Annotated in this window: 13 protein-coding genes and 1 pseudogene; 6 read left to right on the plus strand and 8 right to left on the minus strand. The window is 70.3% G+C overall.

Going from position 1 to position 19182, the window contains the following annotated elements:
- Positions 1 to 11: 11 nt before the first annotated feature.
- From ACQP2Y_RS43700 to ndhC, 3 genes are all read right to left on the minus strand, one after another.
- Positions 12 to 509 carry an SRPBCC family protein gene (locus ACQP2Y_RS43700; protein WP_433722415.1) on the minus strand — a complete coding sequence of 166 codons (498 nt, stop codon included), beginning with the start codon at positions 507 to 509 and terminating at the stop codon, positions 12 to 14.
- The gene (locus tag ACQP2Y_RS43705) at positions 506 to 1024 is read right to left on the minus strand and encodes a DivIVA domain-containing protein (protein WP_433722417.1); all 519 of its coding nucleotides are present in this window, start codon (positions 1022 to 1024) and stop codon (positions 506 to 508) included. The genes ACQP2Y_RS43700 and ACQP2Y_RS43705 overlap by 4 nt, the downstream gene beginning before the upstream one ends.
- Positions 1025 to 1107: 83 nt before the next feature.
- Complete coding sequence (ndhC, locus tag ACQP2Y_RS43710; protein WP_360545627.1) at positions 1108 to 1485, minus strand: NADH-quinone oxidoreductase subunit A; 378 nt, start codon at positions 1483 to 1485, stop codon at positions 1108 to 1110.
- A 274-nt stretch (positions 1486 to 1759) separates the two neighbouring features.
- On the opposite strand from ndhC, the gene ACQP2Y_RS43715 reads away from it, so the two are divergent.
- Complete coding sequence (locus ACQP2Y_RS43715) at positions 1760 to 3538, plus strand: 2-oxoacid:acceptor oxidoreductase subunit alpha (RefSeq protein WP_433732339.1); 1779 nt, start codon at positions 1760 to 1762, stop codon at positions 3536 to 3538.
- Positions 3531 to 4577, plus strand: a complete 1047-nt coding sequence (locus ACQP2Y_RS43720; RefSeq protein WP_433722419.1) for a 2-oxoacid:ferredoxin oxidoreductase subunit beta — start codon at positions 3531 to 3533, stop codon at positions 4575 to 4577. Before ACQP2Y_RS43715 ends, ACQP2Y_RS43720 begins: the two co-directional genes overlap by 8 nt.
- A 149-nt stretch (positions 4578 to 4726) precedes the next feature.
- Here the strand turns inward: ACQP2Y_RS43720 and ACQP2Y_RS43725 are convergent, their stop codons facing one another.
- Together ACQP2Y_RS43725 and ACQP2Y_RS43730 are read right to left on the minus strand one after the other, a co-directional pair.
- The gene (locus ACQP2Y_RS43725) at positions 4727 to 5932 is read right to left on the minus strand and encodes an IS110 family transposase (RefSeq protein WP_433722421.1); all 1206 of its coding nucleotides are present in this window, start codon (positions 5930 to 5932) and stop codon (positions 4727 to 4729) included.
- A gap of 353 nt (positions 5933 to 6285) precedes the next feature.
- Entirely contained in the window at positions 6286 to 7302 is a 1017-nt protein-coding gene (locus tag ACQP2Y_RS43730) for a potassium channel family protein (protein WP_433722423.1), read from the minus strand.
- Between the two features lie 187 nt (positions 7303 to 7489).
- Here ACQP2Y_RS43730 and ACQP2Y_RS43735 point away from each other — a divergent pair, with 187 nt between their 5' ends.
- Positions 7490 to 7993 (plus strand): phospholipase, encoded by a 504-nt coding sequence (locus ACQP2Y_RS43735; protein ID WP_433722425.1) that lies wholly within the window; start codon positions 7490 to 7492, stop codon positions 7991 to 7993.
- Between the two features lie 94 nt (positions 7994 to 8087).
- Here the strand turns inward: ACQP2Y_RS43735 and ACQP2Y_RS43740 are convergent, their stop codons facing one another.
- Together ACQP2Y_RS43740 and ACQP2Y_RS43745 are read right to left on the minus strand one after the other, a co-directional pair.
- Positions 8088 to 10790 carry an adenylate/guanylate cyclase domain-containing protein gene (locus tag ACQP2Y_RS43740; RefSeq protein WP_433722427.1) on the minus strand — a complete coding sequence of 901 codons (2703 nt, stop codon included), beginning with the start codon at positions 10788 to 10790 and terminating at the stop codon, positions 8088 to 8090.
- A 1462-nt stretch (positions 10791 to 12252) separates the two neighbouring features.
- Positions 12253 to 12474 carry an FmdB family zinc ribbon protein gene (locus tag ACQP2Y_RS43745; RefSeq protein WP_433722429.1) on the minus strand — a complete coding sequence of 74 codons (222 nt, stop codon included), beginning with the start codon at positions 12472 to 12474 and terminating at the stop codon, positions 12253 to 12255.
- Positions 12475 to 12824: 350 nt separating this feature from the next.
- Here ACQP2Y_RS43745 and ACQP2Y_RS43750 point away from each other — a divergent pair, with 350 nt between their 5' ends.
- The 3 genes and pseudogenes from ACQP2Y_RS43750 to ACQP2Y_RS43760 form a co-directional block, all read left to right on the plus strand.
- The gene (locus ACQP2Y_RS43750; RefSeq protein ID WP_433722431.1) at positions 12825 to 14630 is read left to right on the plus strand and encodes a lytic murein transglycosylase; all 1806 of its coding nucleotides are present in this window, start codon (positions 12825 to 12827) and stop codon (positions 14628 to 14630) included.
- A gap of 60 nt (positions 14631 to 14690) precedes the next feature.
- The gene (locus ACQP2Y_RS43755) at positions 14691 to 15734 is read left to right on the plus strand and encodes a GNAT family N-acetyltransferase (protein WP_433722433.1); all 1044 of its coding nucleotides are present in this window, start codon (positions 14691 to 14693) and stop codon (positions 15732 to 15734) included.
- A 92-nt stretch (positions 15735 to 15826) separates the two neighbouring features.
- A pseudogene (locus tag ACQP2Y_RS43760) lies at positions 15827 to 18169 on the plus strand (lamin tail domain-containing protein); the annotation flags it as partial.
- A gap of 12 nt (positions 18170 to 18181) precedes the next feature.
- Here ACQP2Y_RS43760 and hemB read toward each other — a convergent pair.
- Positions 18182 to 19171, minus strand: coding sequence for a porphobilinogen synthase (hemB, locus tag ACQP2Y_RS43765; protein ID WP_433722435.1), 990 nt, complete (start codon positions 19169 to 19171; stop codon positions 18182 to 18184).
- Positions 19172 to 19182 lie beyond the last annotated feature (11 nt).

The raw sequence follows: 19182 nt of genomic DNA on the forward strand, positions 1-19182 counted from the left end.
GTGACAGAAAATCAGGGCAGGCGGCCCTGCTCGACCAGGCGGCCGAACTTCTTGAGCGCGCCCTTGAGGCTGAGCTTCGAGCCGGGCCAGATCACCGGCCAGGCCAGCTTGGCCGCGGCGCCGCCGGGCAGGTGGAACCACTCGTGCATGACGACCTGGGTGCGGTCGCCGGCCATCGCCGTGCAGCGCATCGCGCCGGGGCCGCGCAGGATGTTGCCGCAGTGCACCACGCGGACCTCGTACGGCGCGTCGACCCGCACCACCCGCATCTCGTCGCGCAGCGCGGCCCCGCCGACCCCGGTGATCGCCTCGATCAGGCTGCCCTCGCCGCCGTCGCCCTCGACGATCCGCACCTTGGTGAACGGGATCCACTCGGACTGCCGTTCCCAGTTGGTGAACGCCGCGAAGACCCGGGGCGCGGGCGCGTTGACGATGACGGTCGCGGTGACCTCGCCGGTGCCGGGGACCGCGGCGTCGCCGAGCCCGTCGACCGGCCCGGGCGCACTCACCGGCTCTCCGCCGGTTCCTCGTCACCCGCCGGCCGGGCAGGCGCCTTGTCCCCGGCGGCCGGCTCGGCGGCGGCGGGAGCAGCGGCAGGGGCGGGTGCGGGCTTGTCGTCCGGGGGCGTGACGTCGGGGACCACAACCGGCTCCGGCGGCGGCGGGGCGATGGCGGCCTCGCGGGCCCGGCGCAGCACGTCCGCGTCGGCCGTACGGCCCTCGCGCAGCGCGGCGACCTCGGCCTCCAGCACGCCGATCAGCTCGCCCTTGTAACCGATGTCATAGGCGGCCCGCTGCAGCGCCTGGTCGACCTGGGACATCCGGTAGCCGCGGAACGCGGTGTCGAACCGGGTCCGGAACACGTCCTCCTCGCCGAGCGGACGGTCGCTGGGCAGCGGCAGGGACTTGCCGTCCGGCTCGACCGGCGTCAGGCCGGGGTCCCCGCCGCTCACCATGACGGTCACACCGAAGACGATCGCCGCGACGACAAGCGCCACGACGACGAAGAGGAGAAGCTGGCCCATGGGCACGATCGTGGCACGACCGCTGCGGGTGTGCGAGCCCGCCACCCCGCCGGGCCAGAAACGCCCGGGTTGATCGAGGGACGTCAGGTCCAGGTGAGGATCTTCTTGCGCCAGGCGTACACGATGCCGAGCGCGAGAACCGCCACGAAGACGCCCATCTCGGCGACGGTCACCAAGCCGAATCCGGGGCGGTCGAAGACGACCGCCCACGGGAAGAGGAAGACCGCCTCGACGGCGAAGAGCACATAGAGGTACGCGTACACGTAATAGCGGATCTGGGCCTGCGCCCAGTCGCCACCGACCGGGTCGACGCCGCTCTCGTAGGTCAGCCGCTTACCCACCGGCTCGGCCGGATGGGCGGGCCTGAGCAGCTTGTTCGCCCCGAACGCGCCGACGAAGACCAGCACGCCGGCGGCCAGCACCAGCCCCAGCGTGGCGTACGAACCCAGATAGCCCTGCACGGCCGCAGCCTAGCGAACCGAAGGGTGGACTCGGGTGGCTCAGGCAAGCCTTACCTGGCTACTGTGGTCAACGGTCTGAAGTCGGACACGCCCCGCGCCCCGCGGCGGTAAGGAGCGCCGACGTAGGCTGGAAGTGACTATTGCGGGCCGGCTCATCGACGTGCGTACCCGCCGGCCGGCTCCTTCAGGAGGTTGGAACGTGGGCGCTCCCGCGAAGCGTGTCGAGCAGCTCGATCGTGTGGTCATCCGGTTCGCCGGGGACTCCGGTGACGGTATGCAGCTCACCGGTGACCGGTTCACCTCGGAGACCGCGCAGCTGGGCAACGACATCTCGACACTGCCGAACTTCCCGGCGGAGATCCGCGCACCAGCCGGCACCCTGCCCGGCGTCTCCAGTTTCCAGGTGCACTTCGCCGACTACGACATCCTGACCCCTGGCGATGCGCCGAACGTCCTGGTGGCGATGAACCCGGCGGCGTTGAAGGCGAACGTGGGTGATCTGCCGCCGGGGGCGGACATCATCGTCAACACTGATGAGTTCACCAAGCGGAACCTGGCCAAGGTCGGCTATGCGGTCAGCCCGCTCGAGGACGGTTCGCTGGACGGTTTCGCGTTGCACCCGGTGGCGTTGACGTCGATGACCGTCGGCGCGTTGGCTGAGCTGGGGGTGGCGAAGAAAGACGCCGAACGGGCCAAGAACATGTTTGCTCTGGGTCTGTTGAGCTGGATGTATTCGCGGCCGTTCGCGTCCACGATCCGGTTTTTGGAGCGGAAGTTCGCCAAGCGGCCGGATCTGGTCGCGGCGAACAAGGCCGCGTTCCAGGCGGGCTGGAACTTCGGGGAGACGACCGAAGACTTCGCGGTGCGGTATGAGGTGAAGCCGGCGAAGATGCGGCCGGGTACGTACCGCAACATCACCGGCAACGCGGCGTTGGCGTTGGGCCTGGTCGCGGCGGGGGTGCGGGCGAAGCTGCCAGTCTTTTTGGGGGCGTATCCGATCACTCCGGCCTCGGACATTCTGCATGAGTTGTCCAAGCACAAACGGTTCGGTGTGACCACGATGCAGGCCGAGGATGAGATCGCCGCGATCGGCGCCGCGCTGGGTGCCTCCTACGGCGGTGCCCTCGGGGTCACCACCACCTCCGGCCCGGGCGTGGCGCTCAAGGGTGAGACGATCTCCCTGGCCATTGCGTTGGAGTTGCCGCTGGTCATCGTCGATGTGCAGCGGGCCGGACCCTCGACGGGGATGCCGACCAAGACCGAGCAGGCTGATCTGAACATGGCCCTGTACGGCCGGCACGGTGAAGCACCCTTGGCGGTGATCGCGCCGAAGTCGCCCTCGGACTGTTTCCACGCGGCGATCGAAGCCGCCCGGATCGCGCTCATGTACCGCACGCCGGTGATCCTGTTGTCGGACAACTACGTGGCCAACGGCTCCGAGCCGTGGCTGCTGCCGGATGTCAACGATCTGCCGGACATCTCGGTGGCGTATACGACCGAGCCGAACGGCGACGACGGGCGGTTCCTGCCGTATCTGCGGGACCCGGAGACCATGGCCCGGCCGTGGGCGATCCCGGGCACCCCGGGGTTGGAGCACCGGATCGGCGGGTTGGAGAAGGCCGACAAGACCGGTGACATCTCCTACGACCCGGCCAACCACGAGTTCATGGTCCGCACCCGCGCCCAGCGCATCGACTCGATCCCGGTCCCCGACATCGAGGTCGAAGACCCCGACGAGAACTCCCGCGTCCTGGTCCTCGGGTGGGGTTCGACGTACGGGCCGATCGGTGCCGCGTGCCGGGCCCTGCGCCAGCGCGGCCTGCCGATCGCCCAGGCCCACCTGCGGCATTTGGCGCCGCTGCCGGCCAACCTCGGTCAGGTGCTCGCGGGGTTCGACAAGGTGGTCATCCCGGAGATGAACCTGGGCCAGCTCGCCCACGTCATCCGAGCCAAATATTTGATCGACGCGGTCCCCTTCAACCAGGTCAGTGGTCTGCCGTTCACGGCCGCGACGCTGGAGAACATGCTCGAGGACGTGGTCAAAAATGGCTAACAGCACGATCCCCCTCACCCCGGTCAAACTCACCGGCAAGGACTTCAAGTCCGACCAGGAAGTCCGCTGGTGTCCCGGCTGCGGCGACTACGCCATCTTGGCCGCGGTCCAGCAGTTCATGCCCGAGCTGGGTATTGCCCGGGAGAACACGGTGTTCGTGTCCGGGATCGGCTGCTCCTCGCGGTTCCCGTACTACATGAACACCTACGGAATGCACTCCATCCACGGCCGCGCCCCGGCGATCGCGACCGGGTTGTCCGCCTCACGGCCCGACCTGAGCGTGTGGGTCGTCACCGGTGACGGTGACGCGTTGTCGATCGGCGGGAACCACCTGATCCACGCCCTGCGCCGCAACGTGAATTTGAAGATTCTGCTGTTCAACAACCGGATCTACGGCCTGACCAAAGGTCAGTACTCACCGACTTCCGAACTCGGCAAGATCACCAAGTCGACGCCGGCCGGGTCGGCGGACTCCCCGTTCAACCCCCTGTCCCTGGCCCTGGGCGCGGAAGCGACGTTCGTGGCCCGGACCATCGACTCCGACCGCAAGCACCTGCAGTCGGTGCTGCGGGCGGCGGCCCAGCACCAAGGGTCGGCGTTCGTGGAGATCTACCAGAACTGCAACATCTTCAACGACGGCGCATTCGAAGTCCTCAAAGACCCCAACACCCGCGACGACCACCTGATCCGCCTGGAACAGGGCCAGCCGATCACCTTCGGCGCGCAGGACCAGTACTCGGTGGTCCACCCCGCCGGCGCTTTCGGCCTGTCGGTGCGGGACAGTGCTGAACTCGGCGGCGAAACCCCGGTCGTGCACGACGCGACCGTCGACGACCCGGCTTATGCGTTCGCGCTGTCCCGGCTGTCCGGCTCGGACCTGGGCACCACCCCGATCGGCGTGTTCCGCAACGTCGAACGCCCCTCCTACGACGAACTCATCCAGAAGCAGCTCGAAGACGCCAAGGCCCAGGTGACCGGCACCCCGGACGAAATGCTCAGCGACCTGCTCAACACCGGCGACACCTGGACCATCCTGTAACTCCGGCTCACGCATCAAGATCGGCTCAGGCCTCCGGGCCCGGGCCGATCTTGTCTTGTCCAAGCACGGACCTGGCAGGGTGAGGGTGGCCGTTCATGAGCCGCCAGGCGATTGGTCACCCTCGCCCGGTCTCGGCGGGAGTGCCTGTGTCAACCAACCGGTTGTGGATCTTGTTGGAGGAGGGTTTGCAGGGCGCGATGTTGGGCTGGCTGGTAGGGGGTGTGGGTGGTCCAGCATCGGTAGATCACGGTGAGCCAGGCACGGGCCAGGATCCGGACGGCGTGGTTGTGGTTCTTCCCTCGGGCGCGGGCCTGGGCATACAGGTGCGCGGCCCAAGCATTGTCGCGGCGGCTGTCGCCGGCGAAGTCACAGACCGCGTCACGCAGTTGTCTGTCGACAGCCCAACGGAACGCCACGATGCGGGAGTTGCCCGACTGCCGCGTTGACGGGGTGACCCCGGCCAGCCCGGCCAGGGCGGCGGCGGTCGGGAACCGGGCCCGACAGTCTCCGATCTCGGCGAGCAGCCGGGCGGCGCGCACGGTTCCGGCCCGCGGCAGACTCGTGAAAATCGCCGCGTCGGGATGCGCAGCGAGTGCCACAGCGATCTGCTGTTCGAGGGCCTCGATCTGGGCCATGACCGCATCCAGGGCGGCCAGGTAGGCACGGGTGATCCCGGCCAGGGCCTGCCCAGCCGAGCCGGTGACACCCGGGACCGCGGCCCGGAGCCGCTGCAGCAGCACGGCCGCGGGTTTGCGGGTGTAACGCCGCCCGCGCAACCACGCCGCGAGGTGGTCTTCGGTGAGGGCGTCCACAGCGTCCTGGGTGCCGAAGTCGGCCAGAAACGCCCGCGACACCGGCGCGTCCAGCTCGGCGAACAACCCCACCACGGCGGGCAGGACCGTCAGCAGATGCGCCCGCAGCTGATTCGCCACCGCAATCCGATGCCCGACCAGGTCCTTGCGGGCACGCACCAACGCCCGCAACGTCTGGGTGTCGGCCCGGTCAGCAATCAGAGGTGTGAGGCGGCGCCGGTCGGTGCGCACCACATCGGCCAGCACGAACGCATCAAACCGGTCGTCCTTGTTACCGGCCGAGCCGTACCGGCTGCGCAACGCTTTGACCTGCGACGGTGCGATCACGAACACGGTCATGCCGGCGGCCAGCAGGGCGGTGACCAGCGGCCCGTCACCACGTTCGATCCCAACCCCGCTGACCTGCGCGCCGGTCAACACCGCGATCAGCGAGGCGATCCCGGCCTTGTCATGCCCGATCGTCAACCGCTCGATCACCTTGCCGTCGACGTCGATCAGACACCCAACGTGATTGTTTTCGGCCCAGTCGACACCGGCGAACACCACTCGCGCCGCCGGACCGGGCTCAGGCACACTCATAGGTGCTTCTCCTGCTGCTCAAACTCAGTAGGACCAAGCATCTGGTGGTCCCGGGGACCGTCACTGCCGGACGCTCAATTGAGGGCGCTCAACGGCGCAGTAACCCTGTCGCCAGTCGAGACGTCCCCGGACCGCCAGACCTCGCTGACACTCCCGCAAGCCCTCACACCGGGGGCAGCAACGGTGGGCGATGGCCTGACGAACCCAGATGCCGCCCGGCCCTGACGGGCCGGACGGCATCCATGGTCCAGCAATGAGCGACGTCCAGTGACATGCAACCAGGCACGACATGGCTTTGATCTTGATTTGGAAAGCGATCAGACGGCTACGCCGACGCCGCTGTTCTCCTCGTCCCGGATGTAGATCAGCATGTCCCCGGTGTCGATGGTGACCGACTGCTGGCCGCCCAGCGGCAGCACCTTGCCCCGGCGGATGAGCGCCACCACCAGCGTCTGCAGCTCGCGCGGGTTGCGGCCGACCTCGTCGCGCTCCGCGGACCGCATGGCCAGCGCCATGCCCTGGCCGGGGGTCAGCAGATCCTCGACCACGTCGATCAGCGGCGGCGTCGTCGTGGTCAGGCCGAGCAGCCGGCCGGCGGTCGACGACGACACGATGACGTGGTGGGCGCCGCTCTGCTTGAGCAGGGCCGCGTTCTCCTGCTCGCGGACCGCCGCGATGATCCGCACCTGGCCCGCCGTCAGCTGCCGCACCGTGAGGGTGATCAGGACGGAGGCCTCGTCGCTGTCGGTGGCGATGATGACCGACTTGGCGTTCTTGACGTCCGCCTCGAGCAGCACCGCCGAGCGGGTGGCGTTGCCCTCGATCGCGACCAGGCCGTTGGCCCCGGCCTGGCGCAGGGCCTCGTCGCGGCTCTCGACCACGACGATGCGGGACTTGTCGTAGCCCGTCTCCAGCAGCGCGCTGACCGCGGCCCGGCCCTTGGTGCCGTAGCCGCAGACGATGATGTGGTCCTTCAACTTGCGCCTCCACCGGGTGACCCTGATGTTCTTGCGGTACTGGTCCGTGAGTACCTCGAGGGTCGTGCCGACCAGGATGATCAGGAACAGCACGCGCGCCGGGGTGATGAACACGATGTTCACCAGGCGCGCGTCGGGCGTGACCGGGGTGATGTCGCCGTAGCCGGTGGTGGAGAGCGACACGACCGCGTAGTAGAAGCAGTCGAGCAGGGTCAGCCCGTCCTCGTTGAGGTCGCGGTAGCCGTCGCGGTCGATGTAGATCACCAGCACGGTGAGCAGCACGAGGACCAGGGCGGCAACCACCCGCACGGCGAGCGCCCGCAGTGGTCCCTGTCGGACCAGAGGTAATCGGATCACTGAACGGCCGCCTGCACGTTCACACCATAGCGGCCGGGTCCCACACCGTTTTTCAGGACAGCACATGACAGGCCCGCTGCGGAATACCCACCGGTAAGTTGAGGCATCGTTAAGGAAAACTCCATTGATCGTCTTGTATCTAGAAAGCTGTCGATCCAAGACTGGCGGCCTACCGCTGGAGGTTTCGATGAAACGGTCCGTCCGCCGTACCCTCGTCGTCCTGATCTCTGCGCTGGCCCTGCTGGCTCCCTCCGTGGCGGCCTCGGCCGCCGCGGACAGCAAAGCCACCGTCCTCTCCCGCTGGACCCAGACCGCCGCGTCGAGCAGCACCGCCTGGAACGACGCCCGACTCAACCGCGCCCCCTGGGCCAGTTACGGCTTCGACTGGACCACCGACTACTGCTCGTCCAGCCCGGACAACCCGCTCGGCTTCAACTTCTCGCTGTCGTGCTGGCGCCACGACTTCGGCTACCGCAACTACAAGGACCTGGGCGCGTTCCCGGCCAACAAGGACCGGCTGGACGACATGTTCTACGCCGACCTCAAGCGCAAGTGCGCCACCTACAGCACGGTGACCCGGCCGGCCTGCTACAGCCTGGCCTGGACCTACTACCAGGCCGTGAGCATCTTCGGGTCGCTCGAAGCCGTCAACCCGTCCGACATCGACCGGGCGCGCGAGCTGGTCGAATAGCCGGCCGGCCCCGGGTCGGCCGGTGCGGCCGGCCCCGGGTCGGCCGGTGCGGCCGGCCCCGGGTCGGCCGGTGCGGCCGGCCCGGGGTGGGTCCTCAGCCCAGGGTCTGGGCGAAGCGGGCCGAGCCGTGTTCGAGGTCCGGATGTTCGACGGCCAGCGCCATCGCGACGGCCCGGCCGAAGCCGGTCTCCGCCCCTTCGGCGTAGGCCGCGTCGAAAGCCGCGTCGCCGAGCATACGCCTCAGCGCGGCCTGCTGCCCGGACCAGAAGCCACCGAACTGGGTCGCCCGGCACGCCCCCCGCACCGATTCCGCGCCCCCGAACAGGACAATCGCGGTGTCGGGGTCGCCGCCGATGGCACACCGCACGGCGATGGCCGCGACGGCGTCCGCGGCGGCGCCCCGGAAGCCGTGCCGCAACCGCGAGCGCAGGGCGACAACCAGGTGGTCGTGCGCGGCGACCAGGTCGCGGCGGCGCAGGGCCACCATCCCGAGCAACCAATCGACGGTACGGCTGCCACGGTCCTCCGGCCGTCCCGCCTCCAGCTGACGGGCACTGCCGAGCAGCTCTGCGGCCTCGTCCAGGGCGTCACGCCGCCACAGCAGCTCCGCGAGGGTGACCACCGCAGGCAGTGCGGCAGCCGGCACCCCGGTGCGTTCGGCCCGGGCGATGACGTCGCGGCACACCTGCTCGGCCTCGACCGTCCGGCCGGCCTCCACGAGCGAGAGCCGCTGCCCGGAGATGGCCCGGACCAGCAGCGCCGGGTGGCCCACCCGCCGGGCGATGTCCTCGGCCCGGTCCAGGAAGCGGGTGCGTTCCTCCCGGTCGTCGGCGAGTCCGGCATGGACCAGGTACGCGGAGGCCAGCTCGACCGGGTCGATCCGCTCGCCCCGCTCGGTGAACTCGCCGTCGATCCGCCGGTAGAGCCGGAAGAGCAGGTCCCGTCCGTCGCGCGCCCGGCCGTGCTCGCGCCACCACGGAGCCAGCGCCCCGGCGAGCCGCAGCCCGGCCCGGACACTGCCACCGACGGCGGACCAGCGCAGGGCGGCCTGCCACTCCTGCACGTACGGCGCCAGCTCGGTGAGGGAGACGGTCCGCGGCTGCCCGTCGGTGTCGACGGCGACACCGTCGAGGGTGTGCAACGACCAGTCGACGTGCCGGTCCCGGGCGGCCTGTTCCTCCCCCGCGGCGGCGAGCCGGCGGGTCGCGTACGCCCGGACCTGCTCGGACATCTGATAGCGCGGCCCGGCGACGACCTCGAGGAGGGACCGGTCGGCCAGCTCCGACAGGGCGCCGAAGGCGTCCTCGCCGGACCACTCCACAGTGCCGAGCTCGACCGGGCCGGCGAAGACGGCCAGCCGGCGCAGCAGCCCCGCGGCGCCGTCGCTGAGGCCGCGGTACGACCAGTCGAGGTTGCTCGTCAGGCTGCCGTGCCGGCCGGGCTCGGACCGGCCGGCGTCGAGCGCGGCGATCGGGTCGTCCAGGCGGGCGGTGAGCTGGGCCGCGGACAGCAGCCGCAGCCGGTCGGCGGCCAGCTCGATGGCCAGCGGCGCACCGTCCAGCTTGGCCGCGATCCGGGCCAGCTCGGCGGCCTCCCCGGCCGGACCGGGCCGGCCGCCCCGCGCCGCGACGGCCCGGGCAGCCAGCAGAGCAGCGGCGTCGGCCGGCGCCAGCTGCGGGATCCGCCAGACCAGTTCACCGGGTACGCCGAGCGACGTGCGCGAGGTGGCGAGGACGTCGAGCCGCCGGCAACTGGCCAGCAATCGGCGCACCAGCTCCCGCGCGGCGTGGTGCCGGGCCTCGCAGGTGTCGAGGATCAGCAGGGTACGGCCCTCGGCGCAACGCTCGATGAGGCTGTCGAGCAGGGGACGGGCCGGCTCACGCCGCACACCTATCACGGCGGCCAGCGCCTCGGCCGGGTGCTCCTCGGCAAGATCGACAAGCCAGATGCCATCCGGGTACGCCGCCCGCAGCTCCTCGGCGGCGGCCACGGCGAGCCGGCTCTTACCGGCCCCGCCCGCCCCGGCCACGGTGACCAGGCGGTGCGTAGAGATCAGTCCCTTGAGCTCGGCGATCTCACTCTGCCGCCCGACGAACGGAGTGACAGCGGCCGGCAGGTTGTCCACAGGCGCGCCGGGAGTGCGCGGCCGGGGGAAGTCACGTTCGAGCCCGGGAGCGACAAGCTGGAAGAGCCGCTCGGCGTCGTCGAAGCCACGCAACCGGAACGGGCCCAGGTCGAGCAGGTCGACGCTTTCGATCAGCGGTGCCTGGGGCGCCCAGTGTTCCCGGTGCTGCTGCCGTACGCCGCCGGCCCCGACACCCACGAGCTCCGCATTGCTGGGAACCAGGTCGGGCGACCAGGTGGAAACGGCCAGCGCGGTCGCCTCGGAGCAGAGCACCTGACCACCGTGCGCAGCCGCGGCAACGCGAGCGGCGCGATGCACTACGGCGCTCGTGTACTCACCGGCGACCGGAACGGCCCAACCGGTGTGCAGGCCCATCCGAACGCGCGGCGCGGCGTCGGCACTCGGCCACGGGTACGCGGCGAGTGCACGCTGTGCTGCCACACAGGCGGAGACGGCAGCGGCGGCGTCCCGGAACGCCACGAAAAAGGAGTCACCCTCAGTGAAAAGCTCGGCGCCGGCGTAATTACTCAGCGCTGCGCGCACGACGCCACGATGGGCATTGAGCACACGGCCATAACCTTCGCCGAGCATCCGGGCGAGCCGCGTGGACCCCTCGATGTCCGTAAACATGAAGGTCACAAGCCCGCTCGGCAGCTCGGTCCGTCCCGACACGGTGAGAACCTCCGCCCCCTTGGGAAGTCGCGCTTCATGCTGCCGTACCGCAATCACACGGCACATCGTAGGAACGGTCGGTAACCGCCCTCCCGCCACGGCCGACCCCGCAAGGGCGACCCACGGTAGGGGTCATCGACGGTCACGCACGGCACTACGCGTGACGTAACGACGAGGTTCACGTTCTGGTTGCGCCGCAGTCGGTCAATTCCACCGACCCGTTCGGACGGCCCCGCAGGAGTAGCCCTTTGTGCGACTCCAGAGGTCACCCGACGATCACCACAGTGTTACGCCGCGGGACCGGCCACAGTCGACTGAAATAGCAGATGCCGGTGGGGGGCTCGGTGATACGTCGAGGTGGAAATAGGTGTGGGCTCGTGTGCGGCTGCCTCATTCTGGGCCGGGGCCCGGGCCGGGCCGGGTCGGGTCGCTGGGGCGGGTTGTGGGCTTGGGGTTGTGGCCACTCGGGTTTTTGCGCCGTTGTTGAGCTTTCTGGGTTTTGGGTGGTTGGTGGGTCGGCCTTGCCGGTGGCGGATGGGGTGACGGACGTTCTGTCCGGGTCTGGTGATTGGGCTGCCTCTGCGCGGCTCCGGCGGCAAGTACGCCGGCTCGGACGACGACATCCGGGGTGTTTGTTCGGGTCGGGCGAGGCCGGTTGATTTGCGAATCGGGCATGGGGAGCCGGTCGGGCCTTCCAGGCTGGTGGTTCCGGCGCGGGCTGCCGCTCGCCGGCTGCCCGGATTGTGCTTCCGGCGCGGGTGGCCGGTCAGGCCGCCCTGGTCGCGGTTTCAGTGCGGCGTGGTTCAGCGCGGACAGCCGGTCCGGTCGTCTCGGGTGATTTTGGGTGGTCGAGCCAACCAGCTTTGGATCCGTCGCGGGCGGCCGGTCAGGCTGCGCCGGGCGTTGGTTCCGGCGCGGGCAGCTGGTCCGGTGGCCCCAGGTTCTGGTCCGGCGTGGGTGGCCGGTCCGGTGGCCCAGGCTCTGGTCCGGTGTGGGTGGCCGACCGGGCTGGGCCGGGCGTTGATTCCGGCCGTCGGCAGCCGGTCGCGCCACCAGGGTCGCGGTCGCGCGCGGGTAGCCGGTCGGGCTTGCGCCAGGCGTTGATGCCGGCGTGCGCAGCCGATCAAGCCACCCAGGTCGCAGCCCGGCGCGGGTGGTTGGTCAGACCGCCTCGGTCTTGGTTGAGGCCGGCACCAGTTGTGCCGACGGGCGGGCGGCCTCGACGTCGGCAGGTGGCGGTCTAGATGTGGCCGTCCCGGTCGGGGACTTGCCTCGGCGCTGCCGGGCCGCCGGCAGGAAGCTGGATGCATGCTGCTGTCACGGCAGGCCGCCACCGCCGACGGCGGGCAGGATGCAGCCTGCTGCCGCCAACCAATCCGCCTTCATCGGCAGCGAGCCGGGTGCAGCCGCTGCCGCCTGACTCGGCGGGCCTAAACGCCGGGCAACCCCGGGGCTGGGCCTTTCAGCAGCCGCAGGCGCCGCCGCAACAGCCTCCGCCTCCACCTCCACCTGATTGGGGTGCGGGCATGGTGCCGCTGCGGCCTGTCACGGCGACTGTGGACAGGAGTTTTACGGTGTCGGCGTGACCCTGGGGGCACGTCGCGGGGGCGGCGGATTCGGCCATCGGCCGGTTCAGCTCGAAGGTGTCGCCGCAGGCGCGGCAGCGAAAGTCATAGCGCGGCATGGAGACAGAGTATGGCTCCGCTGTGACAGTTCGTCGCCCTGGTTGGCTGGGCTGTGGATGACGCATCGGGCGAGGTCCATGGGCGCCGGGGGTCGCTGTCGCCCGGTAGTGTCTTTTGGGTGGCGGATGGGCAGGACAGATCCCCGAAGCGGCGCGGGCAACGGCCTCCGGCGCCGCATCTTGACGGGCCCCTTGGTAGCTCCGGTGCGGCGCCTGAGGAGGAGTTTCCGGCGGCGGGCTCGATCGGGGGCGATGATGCCGGGCGGGCGGTTGGTCAGTCCGGCGAGTCGAGCTCCGGGGCGGCGGCGTCCGACCCTGCGTCTGACAAGTCGGACTTGGCTGCTGAGAGGGTGACCGATCGCCCGGGCGGCACATACCAGCCGAGCGTTGTGGCGACCGGTGCCACGGGTGGCACATACCAGCCGAAGGTCGTGGCAACCGGCGCTTCGAGTGCTGCGGCTGCCGGGCCGGGAACAGGCACCGGCGATGCGACCAAAGAGGGCGAGAACGCCGGTAGTTCCACAGCACCGCCGAGCGGCGGCGCCGCACCGGCTACGGGCGCTGCGACAGGGGCATCGGCGGAAACGGCAGGCAAGGCAGAGGTGAAGGCCGGGCCGGAGCAGGAGGCCGGCGACGGCAAGGCGGCCGCCGGGCCTGCCGCGGAGGGCAAGGCTGCCGACGGCAAGGCTGCGGACGGCAAGGCTGCGGACGGCAAGGCTGCGGACGGCAAGGCTGCGGACGGCAAGGACAAGGATTCGGCCGCGACGGCCGAGCCCGACGGGGAGAAGCCCGCCGACGCCACCACAGCGGCCGGCGCTCTCAGCGGCGGCGAGCCGGCGGATAAGACCAAGTCCGGCTACAAGCCCTACTCCGCCGACAAGGCCGCCGGAACCGACAAAGCCGCGGAGACCGACAAGGCAGCCGGGACCGACAAGGCAACCGGGACCGACAAAGCCGCCGGGACCGACAAAGCCGCCGGGACCGACAAAGCCGCCGGGACCGAGAACGAAGTTCCCCCCGGAGACAAGACGGACAAGGGCAGCACTCCCCCGGACAAGGCCGCCGCTGAAGGCAAGACCGCCGCCGGCAGCAAGGCCGACGACAAAGACGAGGCCAAGGACAAAGACGCAGCCGAGGGCAAGGCCGGGAAGGACGGCAAGCCCGGGGACAAGACCCCGAGCACAACCACCCCCACACCAGCCGCCGCCTCGCAGGGCCGCGCCACCCGGGTGCTGCGCCGGGCCAACCCCGTACGCGTAGTGCGCAGCACCGCCCGCAGCACCTCAGCCTGGGCCAAACGCCCCAGCGGCCGCCTCATCCTCCCCGCCATCATCGCCGTCCTGCTTCTCGGCGCCGCCGGGACAGCCGGTGCTTATCTCGTACCGCGGGCTTTGCAGTCTGTGCCGACGCCCAGCGTGACGCCCGGTTTCGGCCTTGACGCCGACGCTTCGGCCGGGGCTTCTGCCGGGGCGCTGCCGGGGCCCGGCGGCTTGCCCAGCGCTTCCGCCCCGGTCGTCGGCGGCGTCGTGCCGGGCACCCAGCCCCCCGTCGGCGGCGCGGTCGGCGGCGCCCGGCCGGCCGATGTGCTGGCTTCCTGGGCGCAGGACACCGGCACCCGGGCCGGCATTCCCGTTGTCGCCGTGCAGGCTTACGGCTACGCCGAGCTTGTGGTCGCCCGGACCACCCCGAGCTGCCATCTGAGCTGGACCACGATCGCCGCCATCGCCAAGGTGGAGTCCTCGCACGGCTCCGCCAACGGCGCCGTCCTCAATGTCGACGGGTCGGTTGCTCCGCCGATTTTCGGGTTGCCGTTGGACGGTAAGGGTGGGCGGCAGGAGATCCGGGACACCGATCAGGGTGCGCTCGATGGTGATTCGCAGTTCGATCGGGCGCTGGGTCCGTTGCAGTTCATCCCGCAGACCTGGAATTCGATCTCTGTCGGCAATGGTGTTGATGCCGACAACAATGGTGTTTCCGATCCCAACGACATCGACGACGCCTCGCTGGCCGCGGCCAAGTATCTGTGTCAGGGCGGGCGCGACCTCGCCCGGCCGGATGCCTGGTGGGACGCTATTTTGACGTACAACGCGGTGCGGCCGTACGCGCAGAAAGTGTTCAATGCGGCCAACGAGTACGGGCAGCGCAGCCGGGTCTGAGCGACAACCCACAGTGACGGGTCGCGTACATTTGTCCATCCGGCACTTCCCTGAAGGTCCATGTACCGGCAAGCTGTACGGGTGAGGGTGCGTGAGTGGGATCCCCGGACCGCGTCGGCGGGGGAGATCCGATCGCTCGTGGAGACGTACAACGCGGTGCTGGCTGCCGATCTCCCCGACGATCCACCGTGGCAGGACGTCCAGGTGGTCGACTACCTGGCCGAGACCATGCCCGGTGAGCGCCGGATCAGCTGGGTCGCCGAGGACGACCGGCTCGCCGAGGGCGAAAGCACCATCTACGGCCACGTGAGTGTCCTGCTGCTCGGCGACATCGGCGTGCTGGAGGTGCTGGTCCATCCCGACCTGCGCCGCCGCGGCCTCGGCCAGCAGCTTGTCGGGGTCGCCGCGCGCCGCGCCTATCTCGAGGGTTTCTCCTCCATCGGGGTCGAGGCCATCGGCGACACCCCGGCCATCGCGTTCTACGAGGCGCTGGGCTTCGAGCAGGAGTATGTGGAGACCCGCAGCGTCCTGACCCTGTCCAGCGTGGACTGGAACGCCCTGCACGCCATGGCCAACGGCATCAGCGCCGGCTACCGCGTCGAGTACCACCCCGGTGGGCCGCCGGCCGACCTGCTGGAGCCGTACGCGCAGGCCAAGCTGGAGGGGCAGGACGGTGACGACAACGACCTGGATCTGCGGCCCAGCTCGTCAGATCCGCAGCGGCTGCGGGACAGCCTCAACACCCTGCACCGCCGGGGCCTGAAGCCGTACATCGTGCTGGCCATTCACGAAGCGTCCGGCGCGGTTGCCGGGTTGACCGAGGTGGTCGTGCCCGCACAGCATCCCGAACGCGCCGACCAGTACGACACGATCGTCGTCCGCGAGCACCGCGGTTACGGCATCGACCGGGCGATCAAGGCCCGGATGCTGTTCGAGCTGCGGTCCGCCGAGCCCGGCCTGCGCGAGGTGCAGACCTGGAACGCGCAGCACAACGAGTCCATGCTCAAGGTCAACGCGGAGCTGGGCTTCCAGTCCGACCGGGACTGGTACGAGTACGGCGTGGACGTGGGTCAGCTGGTGCAGAGACTCGAGCCCACCGACTGAGCTGTGGAGGCTCCGTGCGCTACCGCCGCTTCCTGCCCTTGCTCACCGTTCCGCTGCTGACCGCCGCCCTGTTCCCCGGTGTGGCCCGGGCCGCCGACGAACCGCTGACCGTCGGCGCTGTGCAGGGCCCGACGACGGACGCCGAGAATCCGCGCACCGACCGGTCACCGCTGGCCAACCCGTCCGGCAACGGCACGAGCAGCGTCCTGTACGACGTACGCGGGGTCATCACCCAGCGCACCCTGGCCCGCACCGCCGCGGGCGCCGACCAGCACGGCTTCTTCCTGCAGAGCCGCCGGGGCACCGACAACGGCGACCCGGCCAGCTCCGACGGGATCTTCGTCTTCATGGGCGCCTTCACGTCGCTGATCGGCGGCTATGTGCCGGCCGTGGGCGACGAGATCGTGGTCCGGGCGCGGGTGTCGGAGTTCTTCTCGCTGACCCAGCTCTCCGGCGCCTCGCTGGTCACCACGCTGGCCGAGGGCGTCCCGCTGAGCGACGTCCAGGTCGACGACGCGGCGCCGCCGGGCGAGCTGGCCGCCGCGGACCGCTTCTGGGAGCGGCACGAGGGCATGCAGCTGCGGGTCCGCGACGGCGCCGGGGTCGTCGCCGGGCGCAATGTGTTCAGTGGCACCGCCGACTCGGAGATCTGGGTCATCGACCGCGACGATCCGCTGCTGGACCGGGCCGACCCGTACGCCCGGCGGGTCTTCCGCGACGCGCACCCGCTGGACAATCTGCCCGGCACGGTCGACGACGGCAACGGCGACCGGGTGCTGCTCGGCACCATGGGCGTGAAGGCGACCGCGGGCGACAGCAGCGTCCTGCTGCCACCGGCCAAGACCTTCGACCGGCTGTCCGGCGACGCGGTCGGCGGCCTCTACTACTCCTTCAACAAGTACGGCATCCAGCCGGCCACCGCCGCGTTCACGCCCGGGGCGGACCCGTCGCGGAACAACCCGCCGAAGGCCGCCGCGCGCAGCACCGAGTTCGCCGTCTCGACGTACAACGTGGAGAACCTGTACGACTTCCGCGACGACCCGTTCGACGGCTGCGACTTCACCGGCAACACCGGCTGCCCCGGCGTCAGCCCGCCCTTCGACTACGTTCCGGCGAGCGAGGCGGCGTACCGGGAGAAGCTGGCCGACCTGGCCGACCAGATCGCCGCCGGGCTGCACTCCCCGGATCTGATCCTGGCCCAGGAGGCCGAGGACCAGGACATCTGCACGGTCACCGGCGGCGCCCTGACCTGCGGCGCGGTCAACGACGCGGACGGGCAGCCGGACACCTTGCAGGAGCTGGCCCTGACGATCAAGGGCAACGGCGGTCCGGCGTACGCGGCCGCGTACGACCGCACCGGCGCCGACGCGCGTGGGATCACCGCCGCGTTCCTCTACCGCACCGACCGTCTCTCGCTCGCCCCCGCGACCGCAGCCGACCCGGTGCTGGGCGCGGCACCGCAGGTCACCTACCGCGGCACCCCGCTGGCGAGCAACGCCGACGTGTCCAACCCGAAGGCGCTGAACGCGGTGCTGCCGGCCGACGTGGACAGGTCGACGGGTGTGGACGGCTCGAACGTCTTCACCCGGGCGCCGCAGGTCGCGCTCTTCGACATCAAGGCAGCGCCGGGTGCCACCGAGCGGTTCCAGCTCTGGGCGGTCAGCAACCACTACTCGTCCGGGCCGGACACCCGGGTCGGGCAGCGCACCGAGCAGGCCGCGTACGGGGCGGCGATCACCACGGCGATCGAGGACACCCACGCGCACGCGCGGATCGCGTACGGCGGTGACCTGAACGTCTTCCCGCGACCGGACGACCCGGTGCCGACGGCTCCGGGCGACCAGCTCGGCCCGCTCTACGAGGCCGGGCTGCACAACCTGTGGGACGACCTGGTGGCGGACGCACCCTCGTCGGCGTACTCGTACGTCTTCGAAGGCTCGGCGCAGACGCTGGACCATCTCTTCGTCAACGACGCCCTGCACGGCGACCTCATCGAGATGCGGGCGGCGCACCTGAACGCCGACTGGGCGGCGGCGGACGAGGGGAACGGCTCGAAGGGCTCCAGCGACCACGATCCCCAGGTCGCCCGCTTCCACTCCCGGGCGGCGCTGTCGGTGGCGGACGCGAGCGTCGTCGAGGGAGACAGCGGCACCACGTCGCTGGTGTTCCCGGTGACGCTGTCCCGGCCGCTGAGCCGGGCGGTGACGATCTGTGCGAGCACGGTGCCGGGGTCCGCGTGGGTGGGAATCGACTTCACGCCGTACCTGGGCTGCCGGGTCGTGCCCGCGGGCACGACCGGTCTCACCTTCCCGGTGCAGGTCCGGGGTGACCGGTGGAAGGAGTCGGACGAGAAGCTGACGCTGGTGGTGGCGGGCCTGGCGGGCATCCGGCTCGCGGACGCCCGCGCGACAGGCACGATCCAGAACGACGACTGACGGGTACGGCGGTCAGTAGCGTTCGCGCAGCAGCTGAGCGGCCTCGGTGGCCCAGTAGGTCAGCATGATCTGGGCCCCGGCCCGCTTGATCGAGGTCAGGGTCTCGAGCATGACGCCCTGCCGATCGATCCAGCCCTTCTCCGCGGCCGCCTCGACCATCGCGTACTCGCCGGAGACCTGGTAGGCGGCGACCGGCACGTCGACCCGCTCCCGCACGGCGGCGATCACGTCGAGATAGGGCAGCGCCGGCTTCACCATGACCATGTCGGCCCCCTCGGCGACATCCAGCTCGACCTCGCGCAGCGCCTCCCGGACGTTGGCCGGGCTCTGCTGGTAGGTGCGGCGGTCACCCTGCAGGCTCGACTCGACGGCCTCCCGGAACGGGCCGTAGAAGGCGCCCGCGTACTTCGCCGAGTAGGCCAGCACCGAGACGTCCTGGTGACCGGCCTGGTCGAGGGCCTTGCGGACCACCCCGATCTGGCCGTCCATCATCCCGGAGGGGCCGACGACGTGCGCCCCGGCCTCGGCCTGGGCGACACCCATCCGGCCGTAGATCTCCAGGGTGGCGTCGTTGTCGACCGTGCCGTCCGGGGCGAGGACGCCGCAGTGCCCGTGCGAGGTGAACTCGTCCAGGCACAGGTCGCCCATGACCACGGTGGCGTCGCCGACCTCGGCGATCAGGTCGCGGAGGCCCACGTTGAGGATGCCGTCCGGGTCGAGGCCGGCCGAACCGGTCTCGTCCTTGTTGGCGTTGTCCGGGACGCCGAAGAGCATCAGGCCACCGACGCCGGCCGAGACGGCCTCGTGGGCGGCCTTGCGCAGCGACTCCCGCGAGTGCTGCATGACGCCGGGCAGCGAACTGATCGGCCGCGGCTCGGTCAGGCCCTCTTTGAGGAACAGCGGCAGGATCAGCTCGGCCGGTGCGACCCGGGTCTCCTCGACCAGGCGCCGCAGGGCGGCGGTACGGCGCAGACGCCGCGGACGCACATCGGGGAACGCCATGCTCACTCCCT

Source organism: Actinoplanes sp. CA-051413 (genome assembly GCF_050955795.1).
GTDB lineage: Bacteria > Actinomycetota > Actinomycetes > Mycobacteriales > Micromonosporaceae > Actinoplanes.

Bases quoted from the DNA above. Each gene is read 5' to 3' on its own strand.
- ACQP2Y_RS43705 (WP_433722417.1), bottom strand. From the start codon at position 1,024: ATGGGCCAGCTTCTCCTCTTCGTCGTCGTGGCGCTTGTCGTCGCGGCG.
- ACQP2Y_RS43715 (WP_433732339.1), top strand. From the start codon at position 1,760: ATGCAGCTCACCGGTGACCGGTTCACCTCGGAGACCGCGCAGCTGGGC.
- ACQP2Y_RS43720 (WP_433722419.1), top strand. From the start codon at position 3,531: ATGGCTAACAGCACGATCCCCCTCACCCCGGTCAAACTCACCGGCAAG.
- ACQP2Y_RS43735 (WP_433722425.1), top strand. From the start codon at position 7,490: ATGAAACGGTCCGTCCGCCGTACCCTCGTCGTCCTGATCTCTGCGCTG.
- ACQP2Y_RS43745 (WP_433722429.1), bottom strand. From the start codon at position 12,474: ATGCCGCGCTATGACTTTCGCTGCCGCGCCTGCGGCGACACCTTCGAG.
- ACQP2Y_RS43755 (WP_433722433.1), top strand. From the start codon at position 14,691: ATGTACCGGCAAGCTGTACGGGTGAGGGTGCGTGAGTGGGATCCCCGG.
- hemB (WP_433722435.1), bottom strand. From the start codon at position 19,171: ATGGCGTTCCCCGATGTGCGTCCGCGGCGTCTGCGCCGTACCGCCGCC.